Here is a 15,863-nt window from a genome sequence, read left to right on the forward strand (position 1 = left end):
GATAATATCATCTTACTCAGGATAACCTTCTTATCTCACAGCAGACGTTATTACACAGGTAGACGAATGAACCTCCATGACATAGAAAAACCACTCGATTCGGTAAACAAAATCCTTTCTTTTTTTCCCGTTTCTAAACCCTTTTTACTTGAATCTAATGCGGTTCTGAAGCTTAGAAGTAGCGACGGTGCAACTCAGAAGAAGATCTATTTCTTACTGGATGGTGCACTGATTGGCTATGTCGGTGAAGGAGACAAAAAGCAAAATCTCGGAATCCTCACCAGCCCAGCCATCATCGGAATTGGACATCTAGGTAAGCTTGGCGCGATATGTGATTTTGAGTCAATTTCTCCCTGCCTGATCGACGCCATTGATGTTGAACAGTTTGAATCCGTTATTAATGAAAATGGCTTATGGAAAGATCTTTTTCAGATGACGCTGCCCTCATTAACTGCGGTTGCGCTACGTGCATCATCTTCTGGGCTGCAATCAGCTTATGACATCGTACGCGACTCATTACTCTATATGGAACAAGAAAAAGCCTATTCGTTAAAAGAAAGATACACGGTTGTAAAATATCTTCAGACATTTTCAAGACTCTCCCGTAGCATGATTTTAAAGATATTATCTGAACTGAAAATAGGCGGTTTTATTGACATGGAAAATGGAAAACTTATTAAGATCAACAAAAAACTACCTGAAAAGTTTTAGAGCTACTTGACATTGTGCGTCCCCCGTTGCTGCAATGGGTATAATTAAGCTGAGATTTAATCCGGTTAAGTTCTTTCGTTAAAGACAAGTCAACCCTTAATCGACGCACAGAACGCTCCAAAATGAGACCCTGACGTTATTTATTAAGCCTGCCACTACGCATTATTGCTCTTGCGACACCCCCCTTAAAACCACTATAGTCGTCGCAGATTCTACAGTTTCTGTACCACGACCATACGTTAATCTATTTTAAATTCAGCTTCATGAAAAACTGAAAAGAGGGCTATTACATGTCACAACGGGCGAATATTATTGTAAGAGAATTTGGTATCTCTCAAGGCGTGCCAGATATGGAGCTGAATGAGGATGGAATTTGTTCATTTTTAATTGATGAGCAGTACGACATTTCTCTTATTGCCGATAGTAACGAGCAAATCGTCATGTATGGCGTGTTATCTAATGCGACCATTGAAGAAGCCAACAATCAAGCGCTGATTCTTATTTCGGCAAATACTTACCTTTTTAGTACTGAAAAGATCTCCTGCTGCTATGAGTCTCAGGCTCAGGCGTTCATTCTTATGAAAGCCATTAGTATCGATAACCTTACCACCAGTACAATTGAGGATAGTATCGATAAGATTATTGAAGCGATAAAAAGCATTCGGTCAACGCTTGAAGATATGGACTTATAATACCCTATTTCATCGAAAGACTCATTGAACATATTTAAGATGTTCGTGAAGAATTCATTCTTTGCTCCTTATAAAACAACTTCATATATAAACAATCATCATGCTCGCAAAAAAAAAATTAATACTATTTTTGTCTTTTCTGTCGCCAATATTATATGCGCAGGCTGCGGAACCCGGTAGCGTAACGACCAGTCATATGCTTCCCACACTGGGGTCTGCGGCGGACTTAAAAGTCCAGCCAGAAAATACCAATAAAGACATTGAAAAAAACATTGCCTCCGTCGCAAAGTCAGTCCAACCACTCGACAATTTTGCATATGGAAAAGTATCTCAGTTAGCATCCAGCGCTGTTGAGAACTGGTTAAAACAATATGGTAATGCCCGAATTACGCTGAACAGCCAGCACGATAACAGCAATGCTCTGGCAGGCAGCAGCGCCGATCTGTTATTTGGTCTTCATAACCAGGAAGACCGTCTGGACTACGTTCAGTTTGATACTCATTATCAAGATTCAAACGATATGATCTTTAATGCGGGTATTGGTCAGCGTTACTTCCTGAACAATAAAAGCATGCTCGGTTACAACGTTTTCTACGATCGTAATATGAATACCGATGTCACACGGGCAGGCGTAGGGATTGAGCTGTGGCGTGATTATTTCAAATTTTCCAGTAACGGTTATTTTGCCCTCAGCGACTGGCAGGATTCCGACGAATTGCAGGATTACGATGAAAAAGCCGCTAACGGGTACGACCTGCAGGTTGAAGGCTTCCTGCCCTCGTACGCCCAGTTGGGTGGCCATGTAAAATTTGAGCAATATTTTGGCGATGACGTGGCGCTGTTTGGTACCGATCATCTGCAAACCGATCCCTCAGCCGTTACTCTTGGTGTGAGCTATACCCCGATTCCTTTAATCACTTTTGGGCTGGATTATAAAAAGGGTAATGATTCGCTCGACGATACCGCCATCTCCGCGGCCTTTAACTATGCCTTTGGCGTTCCGTGGTCACAGCAAATTTCACCGGATTATGTACAGACACGCCGTTCACTGATGGGCTCACGTTTCGATTTTGTGGAACGTAACAATGACATCGTAATGCAGTACCGCAAACAGGATGTAATTAAGCTTTCATTGCCAGCACAGTTGTCCGGTCAGGCCACGCAGCAGGTCTCACTGGCCGCTTCCGTGAATGCCAAAAACGGGCTTGACCATATTCAGTGGGATTCATCATCGACCCTGTTACGCGCTGGGGGCTCGGTTTCTGCCGGAAGCGATGCGACCCATTTTACCGTCACGTTGCCTGCCGTGGCCGGACAGTATGTCCTCCAGGGTAAGGCGTATGACACGCACAATAACGCATCGAATATGGCCCAGACCCGCTTTACGGTCTCTTCACAAAGTGCGGGCAGTTCTCGCGTCACCTTCGCTACGCCTGACACCGCGTGGACCGATAAAACCGAGAAGATTTCGGTTAGCGTGACGGACGAACAGGGCGTTGCCGCGCCGGGTACGTCAATTACCTTTTCAGCGAAAGATTGTAGCGGCACCAGCTGCACATTCAGCAAAACGACCGTCACCGCAGAAAACCAGTCTGGTCAGGCGATCGCGTCCACGACGCTTTCCAATACCCATGAGGGTCGGGTTACCGTACAGGCCTGCATTACCGGCACCAACAGCTGTTCAGATGAACCGATCACCTTCTACGCGCCGCCGTCTCTGAGCGGGCAACTTGAGTTGGGTGGTCAATCCGGCATGGTGACGTCACTGCCCGCAACCTGGATCAGTAAGACACAGTTCAAACTCGGGACCACAGCGAAAGGCGGTGATGGTAACTACACCTGGCATTCTTCTAATGAAAGTGCTGCTACCGTTGATGCCAATGGTGTTGTCACCTTACAAAACCAACTTGCCAGTTTTGTGATCAGTGTGACCAGCGTAGGGAGGGAATCAGACAGCAGCCATTCGTTAAGTATTCGTAAAGGGAATGGAATGTTGCATATTACCTCTGACTTAAAAAATTATACTGATACCGTCGCAAGCTGTTCCACTGCCGGGCAAGCAATGCCTACTGTGGATGACTTTCAACAGATCACTGCGCCATGGGGGGATATGAATGCCTATCCAACCTATTCAGCCATGACCAAATATGTCTGGGCAAAAAGCGATCAAGCCGAAGATGTGGGGACCGTCTATCGCATGGCGGATGGTTCATCGCACGACAATATCGCAAAAACGGATTTGCAATACCCCGGCTGTATTGAGTAATACCTAAATATTCAGGAGCAACGTTATGTCACTGGTCACTGGTAGCGTTGCTCATTTTAATCTTCGGTTTATTTCATAGCTCAAAAATACCACTACCACCTTATTCAAAATATGCTTTCACAGGAGCTGAGCATGCCATTAAAGTTCAATACCAGGGCTTCTTTTTTTTCACGGCGTACCGCAGACAGTAACACACAAAACGATAAACGCATGAGTAAACATGCTGAGACGATAAATAAGAATGTTAAATTACACAAAAAAGAACTTAGTGAACTGATGAAAAGGGATAAGCATCTTTTTCTCCAGGAAGAGTGTTTTGCGATTAACCTTTATGGCAATCGCCCTCATCCTAAAGGGGAAGTCGCGCTCAGTTCCATTCGCGAAATGGCGAAAGAAAAAATTAAGTTCTTTAACGTCACACCGAATAATAAATACAAATTCAACCACCACAAGGAAATTAAATTCCTTGAGCATGAGCAAAGCAAAAACATTACGTCACTTTCCTTCAGCAAAATAGATGCGCTGAACAACATTAAAAAGAGAATCGATGATGCAGCGTCGCAAGTCGAAGAAGCACGCGAGAAAGATGACAAAATAGTGGCTGCCATTAACACGCTGGCAAAAGAAGTATCCGATCAGGAAAATATTGCCACCAAACCTTACACCTTATTAGTTGAGGAATTTGTGAACAATCTCGCCGGCGCCACTTGTTCTGAGGCCTGAAGCTCGTATTCAGGCATTCATAACAAAATGAGCAAAATAAATAAGGATTTTTATGAGTACATTTGAAATTAAAAGACGCGTATCGGATAAGATTTTTGTCGGGAATGTTGCCGTTGGCGGTGATGCCCCCATTACCGTACAGTCGATGACCAACACGAATACCTGTGACGTCCTCGCTACACTGGCGCAGATACAGGCGCTTGAATCTGCAGGAGCCGATATTATTCGCGTCTCCGTACCGACCATGGATGCTGCTAAAGCCTTCAAAGAACTAAAACAACACACCACGGTCCCGCTGATCGCCGATATCCATTTTGACTATCGTATTGCGCTGAAAGTCGCCGAATATGGTGCTGACTGTCTGCGCATTAACCCCGGAAATATCGGCAACGAGAAACGTATTCGCTCGGTCGTAGACTGCGCCCGCGACCGCAACATTCCTATTCGCATTGGTGTCAATGCGGGCTCTCTGGAACGCGATCTTCAGGAAAAATATGGTGAACCGACGCCGGAAGCGCTGCTCGAGTCCGCACTACGGCATATCGGCATTCTTGAAAAATATGACTTTGCGAATTTTAAGATCAGCGTTAAAGCCTCAGATGTCGCCCTTGCGGTGAGTGCCTATCGGCTGCTGGCCGAACGTATCAGCCAGCCTCTACACCTGGGTATTACGGAAGCAGGCGGGTTTCGGGCAGGCGCGGTGAAATCCGCCATCGGGATTGGATTACTGTTGTCTGAAGGCATAGGCGACACGTTGCGCGTGTCGCTCGCGGCTGACCCGGTGCAGGAAATCAAGGTCGGGTTTGATATTTTGAAATCTCTGCGCTTACGTTCCCGGGGCATTAATTTTATCGCCTGCCCGACTTGCTCAAGACAAGAGTTCGACGTCATCAGTACGGTTAATCAGCTGGAACAGCGGCTGGAAGATATTGTCACCCCACTGGATGTGTCGATCATTGGTTGTGTCGTTAACGGTCCGGGGGAAGCCCTGGTATCAACAATTGGCGTAGCGGGCAGTAAAACCAAAAGCGCCTTTTATTTACATGGCATTCGCCAACAGAAACGGTTCAACAATGAATCAATCATTGATGAACTTGAAGCGGAAATCCGCAATGTAGTCAGTACCACCCTTAAACAATAGTCTATACGGAGTAATACATGTTTAATTCTCTTATATCCCGATTTGCCACTCACACCTATTACTGTGAACCAAAGGTAAAAACGGAGAGCAAGCCAAAAACGCATCAAGAAAATGTTATTCATAAAATGATGCAGCATTTAAAAACAGCGGTAAGTGGTGGCAAGGAGAAACTCAGCCATCTTTTAAAAGATATCAAAGCCAAAAAAGAGGAATTTTTCAACAAAGACCTCAAGACAAACAACAACGTTAACGCAAAGAAAGAAATTAAAATCACAGGTCCGGTTACCACTGGCGTAGCACCGGGACAAGAGGAAGTCAGCGCTGAATCGATGCGTTTACTTTATGCTAACTTCTCCCTGACAGATATAAAAGATAATCACTTTATTTTGTTTTCCGAACAAATGAAAACCGGAGAATTTACTAATGGTGTATGTCGTGGTCTGACAACAAGCCTCGAATCAGTGGCAACAAAAGGCATGAAACATGACAAAACGCTGACTGAGGCATTAGATAAACTCAATCATCTCAGATTTGAAAAGAATATCATCATCAACGATAAGTTAACCAATTTTAACGATTTAGGAGACAGGATCACGGCTGGCACAGCTAATGGTAAGGCTGCTGGTACAGAGGTCACTGACCCGCAATCCCGACAAAATATCCAAAATACCATGACTCAAATCATGGATATTATTGGCTCGATAAAAGAATTCGCATAAGATTAATTTCGGAGTTTATTTTATGGATTTAGGATTACTTGTGCAGCAGGCATTAACCACGTTTGGTGCTGATGCGGCGGCAACCAGCGGCCTGGCAGAGAGCCCGGTTACCACGCTCACTTTTGATAACTGCCCGGAAATTAATATCGGAATCGACGATGACCAAGCCCTTATATGGGCCGCCATTACCGATGAAAATAATCCCCGCGCAGCCGAAGAGATGCCGGAGCCGCTGCAACAGCATATTGCAGAAATGGTCAGCGAAATTAGCACTCCGGATGGAGTACACCTTATGTCCCGGGAAGGCGAACTACAGCTGATTTGCACGTTGAATAACGCGTGTCTGGAAAGCCAAGAGGAACTGGCTCTCGCCCTTGGTCTGTTTTATAACTGCATGGAAGAATTACATCAATACTACAATATGTAAGGATGAAATCCAGGCAGGCTGAGTGCTAACCACGCATACAGCCTGCCTTTTTTTATGCTTTGCGGAGCACAACCTTTTCGGATGATGAGAAATCAAACAGTAACGTCACCGGCTCCCCCACTTTAAAAGAGGCGTCAAAAAGGGCACGTTCCGCAGAGGTCTCAACAGGCCGCAATGTATCGAGCAGCGGAGAATGCTCTTCTAAGGTTTCAACGAACGTCGCCATCGTTTCCTCTGCGACATTTCCTTCTCTGAAGGCCTGAATAGTGCTGTCAGACACGACGTCTTTGTCATTCACAATGCTTTGCAACTTTCGTAGCGCCAGTTTCCCCGTGGCTTCCACCATCAGATCGGCGATGTTTGCTTGTTGACCAGCGTGGGCCTTAACCTGTTTCAATATTTCCTCTCGCGACTTTTCCGTATGGCTTGTAACAGGTGCAAAAGCCGCTGTCGCTCTGATCACCGGTTTAAAATCAGCAAGTCCGCCGATCGGGGGCGGCGGCGGCACAACTCCTTTAGGGAAGACCGGGACCGGGGCTACCTCTTTACTTTCTGTATCTTGTTGGGGCATCACCGACGGTTGTTCAGCGACCAATGCTGGCCGCTTCACGGGTGGATGTTTGTCAACTTTAACCTTACCGCTTAAGTCGCTAAGGTATTCCTCGACGCTGGAGAATCCTTCAATTCCCCGGTCCTTTTGTTTTTGTTCCATAAAAGCCTGAAGCAATTTGCTCATTCCTCTTTTTGGCGCTTCAGTTTTGGGAGAGGGATTATTATTGACGGCGCAGTCTTCATTGGCCATGTGGCCAGAATGACTTACGGGACTAATGCTATTCATAGTAAATGTTTATCCTGGTAAAAATAACGTGGTGATACGTAACAGATAACGACCACAAAAATGAACTGCCAGCGGAGAAATCGCTGGCAGATGTACCCGGATAAACGATAGCGTAGATAAAATTACGAGGGAAGAGTAATACGCAACGGTAACTCTTCCAGGATTACACAGTTAAACTATTAATCATCAGGAGAATTTCAGATATCGCAGGAAAGAAAGGAGGAGTAATAAAATTCCCGGCTGCTATCTCTTTATTCAAACTGCGTGCCAGCGGTATATTTTCAATGACCGGGACCCCCTCTTTTTCTGCCATTGCAATCATACGCAAAGCCAGATGATCGGCACCTTTCGCGATGACTTGCGGTAAAGGCGTAACGCCTTCCTGGTAATAAATACAAATGGCCAGATGCGTTGGGTTTTTAATGACCGCAGTCGACTTCTTAACCGTATTCGCCAGGCTGCCACTCTGAATTTCCTGGTGTAACGAGCGGCGGTGCTGTTTAATTTCGGCGTTACCTTCCATGTCTTTATTTTCTTGCTTCACTTCCTCATGCGACATTTTGAGATTTTTCATTAACTCATGGCGCTGGTAAGCATAGTCGGCAAGAAAAAAAATAATATAACAAAGTACTAATGTTCCCCACAGCCAAAAGATGATTTTGAGTGTAACCTGGAGCGAGTCTATCGGAGCGAGATAGACCATATTACGTAACGAGGGCATATAGTGGCAAAACAGATAATAAAAAGCGCTGCCGATAACGCCCATCTTGATAAGATTTTTTATAAGCTCGACCAGCGATTTTACTGAAAAAATATTTTTCAGGTTCTTGACCACATCCAGTTTATCCAGCTTCGGTTGCATAGCTTTGCCGGAAAATAAAAAACCAACCTGTCCAACGTAAGAAATAATAGAGGCAAAGAAAAGCAAAACAAATAAGAAAGCAATATCTTTTATTATAAAAGTCTCAAATCCGGAGAGAAACGAAGAAAACGCTAAAGGAAGCGATTTATCGGTTAAATCGATGGTCAACAGAATCAGCTGGCTGAGATCTCGCCAGATGTTTTCTCCCCAGACATAAAGATAGAGCAGAATGACGCCCAACTGTACACCTGCGGCCAGTTCAGTACTTTTGGCGACCTGTCCTTCTTCCCGCGCATCGCGGATTTTTTTACTGGTTGGGGGGAGTGTCTTTTCACTGCTCACGATACTCTTCCCCACAGTTGATTAATGGTCGGTAAATTGTGCAACAGCACCCCATGAAAATGCCCCAGTAAAACAAAAAGGGTAAGCATCAGAATAATCAACGCCAGTATGCTTTTAACCGACATCGCCAGGAAAAAAACGTTAAGCTGTTGTGCAGAACGGTTGAGTAACCCCATACCCACATCTGTTAGTAACATGACCGCCGCGGCTGGTAATGAAAAACGTAAAAAGAGCGTAAACAACAAATTCCACTGCTGAATAATAAAGTCGAGCAGATGACGATTAATAACAATATGTTTACCGGGCGGGAAAAGCACAAACGACTGATACAGTGTAGTGATAAGAACATTCATCCCACCACCGGCAAAAAACAGGACGGTAAGCAGCTGAGAGAAGAAAACTCCCAGCAAGGTGGAAGACTCCGCGAGTGTTGGGTTATAGATACTCCCCATAGAAGACCCTCGCATGGTGTCGATGAGAAAACCTGCGGCATCAATGGCCCAGAAGGGGATTGCCGCGACAAAACCGATCAAAACGCCGATGACTACTTCCGTGATAAGTGACAGAAGAAAATCGAAATTAAAAACATGAGCCTGAGAAAACAGCCCATATTCACGAATCGCAGGAAATACAGGAATGATGATTAAAATAGCGATCGTATTTCTAATCATCGACCCGCCAATATTTTTACTGGTCAATAATGGCATGATGAAAAACACGCCTAAAGGACGCAGGCATGCAATCATTAACAGCGGACCTGTTTTTTCTATATTCCACAGGAGTTCGTTCACGTCATTACCGACCAATTTGTTGAAAGATAAGATTGGTATAACTGATTAATGCGTTGCCCATCCAGCTATATGTCATAACCAGAACAACAGAAACCACAACCAGTTTAATCAAAAATTGTACCGTTTGATCCTGAATCTGCGTCACCGCCTGGATCAAACTAATTAATACCCCAACCACCGATGCAGCAACAACCGTTGGCAGCGAAAGCAGAACGACAATCCATAAAAGCTCTTCACCTAAATGGACAATAATTGCATTGCTCATAAGAGTGTCCTGTCAGAATGAAAGCACAAGCTTTTCAATCAAAAATTGCCATCCGCCCGCAATAATAAACAACATGATTTTGAAGGGTAATGATATCGTCGTTGGCGAGACCATCATCATCCCCATCGCCAATAAGATATTCGAAACAATCAGGTCAATCGCGACGAACGGGAGATAAAGCAGTAAACCAATCTTGAAAGATTCATCCAGCTGCGTGACACCAAACGCCGGGAGCATGACAAATAGCGAATTTTTATTTAAACGCTGCTGGTATTTCTTCGGCCATGTTTTATGACCGATTTGGCTGAAATAGCGCACCTGTTTTTCATTGGTATTTTTACGTAAAAAGACCATGTACGGTTCGAGCACAGACTGATTCATATTTTCAAAGAAATTAGGATCAGAGAACGATATAGGCGTTTTCTGTAAGTTATCGTTTATCTGCATGCCCACAGGCGCCATGATGAACAGGCTCAGAATCAGCGCCAGCCCGTAAATTGCCATGTTGGGCGGGATCTGTTGGATCCCTAACGCATTACGAAGCAAAGAAAACACGACGGCGATTTTCAAAAATGAAGTACAGCTGATCACTAAAAATGGCAGGATCGACAAAGCAACCAGCAGTGTAATCAACGCATACGGTTGATTGATAAAGTCACTCACGTCAATCACCCCTGAAACAATTTATCGATGCGCACTCCCGGCGTATTACCCAGCATGACAAAATTCCCTGTCGCAAACACACAGCCATTTGCCCTCAACTTGACTGATTTTTCCGCTGACGCCACCGCAGTAAGGGTACTACCGGGTTTTAACGCCGCGATTTCTGCAAATGAGAGCGATAAGCCACCAATATCAAAACTGATATCAATAGTAATATCATCAAGAGATGACAATGACGAAAAAGGTTCAATTGTCTCGTTGTTACGATTAATAATTTCAGTCACGGTATATCCGTCCTCTAAAATTGATAATTTAGCAATAATGTCAGCGATCATGAGCCAACAGCTTTTGCCGCTTAAATCGATATCGTCCGGCAGAATCACCACAGTGTCTGGCGTACATTCATTCAGTTGCCGGCGCGTCATTTTTATTGAGCCAAGAATCAAAGGGCAATTGAGCTTCGGCTGTATGCTGGCGCTTTTAATGGCTGTCCAGCCCTGGGTAAATTGTCGTAGCGCGTCTGCTGGCCAGTCCACCAGAGACATTTCCAGCTTTTTTCCTTCCTGGTTTAGCGTCAAAGAAGGATACCAGGAGGGCGTTATTTCTCCTTGTACCGGCGAGTCAGCAAAGATAACCTCCGCCTGCGCCATCTCGTCACTCACCGCAAGCAAGGTCCAGAGCCCGGCTAACCGGAGGAGATGTTCATCACCGTCTTGTACAGAATCATGCGGATACTTTTCTTCGACCCAGCGTAACCATGATGATTCTTCACACCAGGCGCTGAGTATTTGTTGATGCCAGTTAAATTGCCAAAGAATGCCGCTCCCGCCGCCCTGACGAAAAGTGAGCATCGATTTATTTGCTGGTTTATAAAAACCACCACCAATAAACGTGGATTGTTCAACAAATAATTCACTGTAGCCGTTTATTTTCAAATATCACCTCAATCTTGCAACGCTGCATTTCTAACGACATTTTTCCTTCCAGTTTTGGCGCCTGATGGCGAAGCACAGAAGCCTGTTCAGGCCTGGCCACTGAAAACGAAATAGTCATGACGTCCTGGCGCAATGAAATATGAATACGCATATCACAAAAAAAACCATTCTTGACCTGATAACAAGCGTATTGGCAGTTTTCATTTTTTTCTGATATAGATAATCCCAATGACAGATAATGATTTAGCTGCTGTACTTTCGCATTAATTAAAAATATCCCACCAGGCTCCAGGCCGGTTCGAAAAGCCAGAGCCGGTTGCTGTCCAATATAATTGTTTATGCAAAGACTGGTATTTTTTGTCGGTATAATCTTACTGATAATTACCTCTGCATCTTATTTTCTGCAATAATATAATTCAGTTTCTCTTGTGAGATCATTGCCACCCGTAGCTGCTGGCGCAAATCAATCTCTTCCTCTTGCAAGTGGGAATAGTGCGTCCTGTGCTTTTCCAGTTGCAGACCGAGATCATTATCTTCTGTCTGATAATTTCGTAGGGTCTCCTGCCATTCCGTCAAATGCCGGCGATCAACCGTACCGGTGAACTCATGACAAGCCTGATACCATTCAATCCACAGCGCCGATCTTTTTTGCTCGGCCGCCTCTATTTCTCTTTGCGTAAGCTGCATTAGTTGAGCATTTTTTGCCAGGGCATTACGAATGGCCTGCTCCCTGCGCTCTTTGATACCGAGTAACTGGAATAACATACCGTTTAGGCCAACGCAGATTTCATCAGGGCCAGGGTTTCAGGCAATGACTGAGGAGCCCCGGAAGTCTGCTGCAGGAATGCCTGAATGGCTGGCCAACAGCGTAATGCTTTGTCAGAATTTGCATCCTGGCCCGGCTTATATTCTCCCACACGAACCAGCAGCTCAATTTCCCGGTACAGCGCCAGCAGCGTTCGAAGTTGTCCAGCCAGCTGTACATGCTCATTCGTGGCAATCTGGCGCATTACCCGGCTCACGCTGGCGCTGACATCAATGGCCGGATAATGGTTGGCTTCGGCAAGCTTTCTGGATAACACAATATGCCCGTCCAGAATGGATCTGACCTCATCGGCCACGGGTTCGTTCATGTTGTCGCCTTCGACCAGAACCGTATAGAACCCCGTTATGCTGCCAACTCTGCCATTCCCGGCACGTTCAAGTAGACGAGGTAAGGTGGCAAAAACGGAAGGCGGGAAACCGGATGCAACCGGTGGTTCGCCGCAGGACAATCCGACTTCGCGCGCCGCACGAGCATAGCGTGTGAGCGAATCAATCATCAGCACCACGTTCTTCCCCTGATCGCGAAAATATTCGGCGATCGTCGTTGCAACAAAGGACGCTTTCAATCGCTCCAGGGCCGGACGTTCAGAAGTCGCCACCACCGTCACACAGCGCGCTCTTGCGCTTGCGCTCAGCGTATATTCCAAAAATTCCCGGACTTCACGTCCACGTTCTCCCACCAGCGCCAGCACAATCACATCCGCCTGCACGCCATCGCAAAGCATACTGAGAAGCGTACTTTTCCCACCGCCGGCGGCAGCGAAAATACCCAGTCGCTGACCTTGTCCACAGGTAAGCGTGCCGTCAATCGCCCTGACGCCAACCGGCAGTATCGTCTCAATCAGAGCCCTTTCCATCGGCTCAGGCGGCAGCGCGTTTAATGAGCGATACTCCGCGTCATGAGGGATTTCGCTGCTATTCGATAAACGACCCAGGCCATCTAATGATTTACCTAACAAAAAGTCACCAACCGCAATTTTATACTCACTGCCTGACGCCACGACAGGCGATCCGCAACGCAATCCTTTTGCGATATCAAATAAGGATAAATACGCATAGCCATCCTGTAACGACACCACTTCCGCCAGCTGTCGCTCCTCGCCGATATAGCAAAGCTCACCTAAATGCGCCCACGGTAAATACGCCTTGAGCATAGTGGTATTCACTTCCGTCAGTTGACCTGCCGGCACCGCTGTCGGCATAGTCACTCGCACAGGGAGGACTGCTGCGTCCAGGCGAGGCATCAGTTTTGTGATATCAGGCTGACGCATCATCGCGCGTCACCGATCAAATCGATGCCTCCCATCACTTCAAATTCGCTGACATCGCTGACTTCCATAAAGGACAGAACGTTGAACAAATAATGCTCGGATTCAACCATTTTGCGTAAATAACGGCGTACATCAATTGCGGTAAGCAAAATACCCTGCGAATGCAACCCGACGGCCTGACGAATTTGCTCAAGAATACGCATGCTGACGTCTGGCTCCATCGCCGAATACGCGCCTGCTACCGACTGACGGATGGATTCACGAATAAGCCCTTCAATACCGGAACCGATAATCCAGGTTTTGCGCAATCCGTTCTGATGCTGACGGTTCACAATTTGTCGTTTCAGGGCCACTCGCACATATTCAGTTAAGGTGACGATATCTTTCTCTTTCGGCGCCCAGACAATTAACGTTTCGAAAATAGTTCGTAAATCGCGAATAGAAACCCCTTCTTCAACCAGGCGTTGTAAGACATCAGCCACACGATTCAGTTGAACCTGACGCTGAAGCTCTTTAACCAGCTCACCATAATTAGATTCCATGGAATCCATTAAAAAGCGGGTTTCCTGGACGCCAATAAACTCTTTTGCGTGACGATCCAGCAAATTCTCAAGACACCAGGTGACGCCACGACCCCATTCATAAACGCTCTCCCCTTCCGCCAGGACTCGATCTTTGCCCTCTTCATTCAGCCAGTACAGATCGATATTTGACGTGAGTTTCTGGTGACAGACATCTTCGCTGTCCTGCTCCGGGACATATCCTGGTTTTGCCAGATAGGGATGCGCCAGTGAAATATTTATTTCAGCGACCGGTTCATGATAAATACAGAAAACAATGGTCGGCTGTTCTTTCGCATCCGCTTTCGCAATCCGCTCTGTCTTAATATTCCCTAACGCGATCCCCAGTTTTTCAAAGAAACGCCAGCGTAAAGCCTCCAGCGCGGTCGTTAATGCAGCGCCATCGAGATCAGGATGATAGCGGACCAGCAGGGGCTCAACGCCTGGCGTTAATTTAAGGTTATCGCTCGTCTCATTATCGCCGCCGTGTCCGTCGAGCGCATGCTCTCCACGGCGATGAACCCAATAACTCAGCCCACCAATGGCTATCGCCATCGGTAAGAAGACCGCGGCAGGAAATCCCGGAATAAGGGAAAAAATAACCAGCACGCTACTGGCAATCATCAAAGGCATGCTCCGGTTACCGAGCTGCTTAAACAATTCTGATGCCAGATTGGTCTTGCCCGTAACACCCGGCACACGGGTTACCAGAACCCCAGCCGTAATCGAGATTAACAGCGCCGGTATTTGTGCAACCAGTCCATCCCCCACAGAGAGAATGGAATAGGTACTGAGCGCTTGCGATGCACTCATGCCTTCATGCATGACGCCTATCGCCATTCCGCCAAAGATATTGACCAGAATAACGATGATGCTGGCAATCGCATCACCCTTAACGAATTTCATCGCGCCATCCATCGAACCGTACAGTTTACTTTCATGCTGTACCATTTCACGGCGAAGCGCAGCCTGTTCTGTGGTGATTGACCCGGCCCGGAGATCGCCATCAATACTCATTTGTTTACCAGGCATACCGTCAAGGGAAAAACGGGCGCTCACTTCGGCGACACGTTCAGACCCTTTCGTAATAACAATAAACTGAACGATCGTGATAATAGAAAATATGATCAGACCAACCGTTAAATTACCGCCCACCACAAAATTACCGAAAGCGGAAACGATATTGCCAGCATCATGCTGCAATAATATTAAGCGAGACGTACTGACTGTGAGTGACAGTCGATATAATGTCGTAATAAGTAATAATGAAGGAAATACCGAGAACTCAACTGCACTGTTCAGGTAAACAACAACCATCAATAATACTAGCGAAAACATTAAATTAAATGCGATGAGTATATCCACTACCTCGGTAGGTAAAGGAAGTATCATCATAAATACGGCGAGTACAAGGATTGTAGCCAGAATCGCACCCTGGTACTTACCTATTTTCGCCAGTCCAGATAAGGCGGTATCTTTCATTATTTACTCAAGGAATGACAATATGAATTTTTTTTGGTATTCGAATATTCGATACCAATCCTCGGTCTCCAGTTCAACCGGTAATAAGCAACTCAACGTGAGACAATTATTGACCAAAAAAACACTGCTCACAACTCCAAAATTAGACTCTGGAAACAATGACTGAAGGAGCCGAAGAAAAATATCGTCTCTGAAACAGGGGATTTTTAATGTTAAAAGGATTTGTGTTTCTGCTCTATTTTCGCTGACTGTTAACTGACAGCGGAAAGGACCTGTTAAGAAAATGTTATTTTCCTCAACTCGTCGGCCTCCTGTCCCACAGTACGAAAAAAAGAGTTCAAGCTTACTGA

16 protein-coding genes are annotated in these 15,863 nt (G+C 45.8%); 7 read left to right on the forward strand and 9 right to left on the reverse strand.

Features of this window, described 5'->3' with window-relative positions; all coding sequences use genetic code 11:
• Positions 1 to 66 precede the first annotated feature (66 nt).
• From QNN88_RS10105 to QNN88_RS10135, 7 genes are all read left to right on the forward strand, one after another.
• The gene (locus tag QNN88_RS10105) at positions 67 to 711 is read left to right on the forward strand and encodes a helix-turn-helix domain-containing protein (RefSeq protein ID WP_414240097.1); all 645 of its coding nucleotides are present in this window, start codon (positions 67 to 69) and stop codon (positions 709 to 711) included.
• A gap of 290 nt (positions 712 to 1,001) precedes the next feature.
• The gene (locus tag QNN88_RS10110) at positions 1,002 to 1,403 is read left to right on the forward strand and encodes a CesT family type III secretion system chaperone (protein WP_414240098.1); all 402 of its coding nucleotides are present in this window, start codon (positions 1,002 to 1,004) and stop codon (positions 1,401 to 1,403) included.
• Between the two features lie 196 nt (positions 1,404 to 1,599).
• A complete protein-coding gene (locus QNN88_RS10115) occupies positions 1,600 to 3,669 on the forward strand; it encodes an inverse autotransporter beta domain-containing protein (RefSeq protein WP_414240099.1) in 2,070 nt (689 codons plus the stop codon).
• Positions 3,670 to 3,801: 132 nt separating this feature from the next.
• Entirely contained in the window at positions 3,802 to 4,392 is a 591-nt protein-coding gene (locus tag QNN88_RS10120; protein ID WP_414240100.1) for a hypothetical protein, read from the forward strand.
• A 52-nt stretch (positions 4,393 to 4,444) separates the two neighbouring features.
• Positions 4,445 to 5,533, forward strand: a complete 1,089-nt coding sequence (ispG, locus tag QNN88_RS10125; protein ID WP_414240101.1) for a flavodoxin-dependent (E)-4-hydroxy-3-methylbut-2-enyl-diphosphate synthase — start codon at positions 4,445 to 4,447, stop codon at positions 5,531 to 5,533.
• Between the two features lie 17 nt (positions 5,534 to 5,550).
• Positions 5,551 to 6,252, forward strand: a complete 702-nt coding sequence (locus tag QNN88_RS10130) for a hypothetical protein (protein ID WP_414240102.1) — start codon at positions 5,551 to 5,553, stop codon at positions 6,250 to 6,252.
• Between the two features lie 22 nt (positions 6,253 to 6,274).
• Positions 6,275 to 6,679, forward strand: a complete 405-nt coding sequence (locus QNN88_RS10135; protein ID WP_414240103.1) for a hypothetical protein — start codon at positions 6,275 to 6,277, stop codon at positions 6,677 to 6,679.
• A 52-nt stretch (positions 6,680 to 6,731) separates the two neighbouring features.
• Here the strand turns inward: QNN88_RS10135 and QNN88_RS10140 are convergent, their stop codons facing one another.
• The 9 genes from QNN88_RS10140 to sctV form a co-directional block, all read right to left on the reverse strand.
• A complete protein-coding gene (locus QNN88_RS10140; protein ID WP_414240104.1) occupies positions 6,732 to 7,517 on the reverse strand; it encodes a hypothetical protein in 786 nt (261 codons plus the stop codon).
• Between the two features lie 163 nt (positions 7,518 to 7,680).
• Positions 7,681 to 8,721: an EscU/YscU/HrcU family type III secretion system export apparatus switch protein gene (locus QNN88_RS10145; RefSeq protein WP_414240105.1), complete on the reverse strand. Its 1,041-nt coding sequence runs from the start codon at positions 8,719 to 8,721 to the stop codon at positions 7,681 to 7,683.
• Entirely contained in the window at positions 8,718 to 9,512 is a 795-nt protein-coding gene (sctT, locus tag QNN88_RS10150; protein ID WP_414240106.1) for a type III secretion system export apparatus subunit SctT, read from the reverse strand. The genes QNN88_RS10145 and sctT overlap by 4 nt, the downstream gene beginning before the upstream one ends.
• A gap of 4 nt (positions 9,513 to 9,516) precedes the next feature.
• Positions 9,517 to 9,777 (reverse strand): type III secretion system export apparatus subunit SctS, encoded by a 261-nt coding sequence (gene sctS, locus QNN88_RS10155; RefSeq protein ID WP_414240107.1) that lies wholly within the window; start codon positions 9,775 to 9,777, stop codon positions 9,517 to 9,519.
• 12 nt (positions 9,778 to 9,789) lie between these two features.
• A complete protein-coding gene (gene sctR, locus QNN88_RS10160) occupies positions 9,790 to 10,446 on the reverse strand; it encodes a type III secretion system export apparatus subunit SctR (RefSeq protein WP_414240235.1) in 657 nt (218 codons plus the stop codon).
• Positions 10,446 to 11,375: a FliM/FliN family flagellar motor switch protein gene (locus QNN88_RS10165; protein ID WP_414240108.1), complete on the reverse strand. Its 930-nt coding sequence runs from the start codon at positions 11,373 to 11,375 to the stop codon at positions 10,446 to 10,448. Before QNN88_RS10165 ends, sctR begins: the two co-directional genes overlap by 1 nt.
• A gap of 381 nt (positions 11,376 to 11,756) precedes the next feature.
• Positions 11,757 to 12,140 carry a hypothetical protein gene (locus tag QNN88_RS10170; protein ID WP_414240109.1) on the reverse strand — a complete coding sequence of 128 codons (384 nt, stop codon included), beginning with the start codon at positions 12,138 to 12,140 and terminating at the stop codon, positions 11,757 to 11,759.
• 5 nt (positions 12,141 to 12,145) lie between these two features.
• Complete coding sequence (locus QNN88_RS10175) at positions 12,146 to 13,471, reverse strand: FliI/YscN family ATPase (protein WP_414240236.1); 1,326 nt, start codon at positions 13,469 to 13,471, stop codon at positions 12,146 to 12,148.
• The gene (gene sctV, locus QNN88_RS10180; RefSeq protein ID WP_414240110.1) at positions 13,471 to 15,513 is read right to left on the reverse strand and encodes a type III secretion system export apparatus subunit SctV; all 2,043 of its coding nucleotides are present in this window, start codon (positions 15,511 to 15,513) and stop codon (positions 13,471 to 13,473) included. The genes QNN88_RS10175 and sctV overlap by 1 nt, the downstream gene beginning before the upstream one ends.
• Positions 15,514 to 15,863 lie beyond the last annotated feature (350 nt).

Origin of the sequence: Citrobacter sp. ANG330, assembly GCF_047467925.1 — a bacterium.
Lineage (GTDB): Bacteria > Pseudomonadota > Gammaproteobacteria > Enterobacterales > Enterobacteriaceae > Citrobacter_A > Citrobacter_A amalonaticus_G.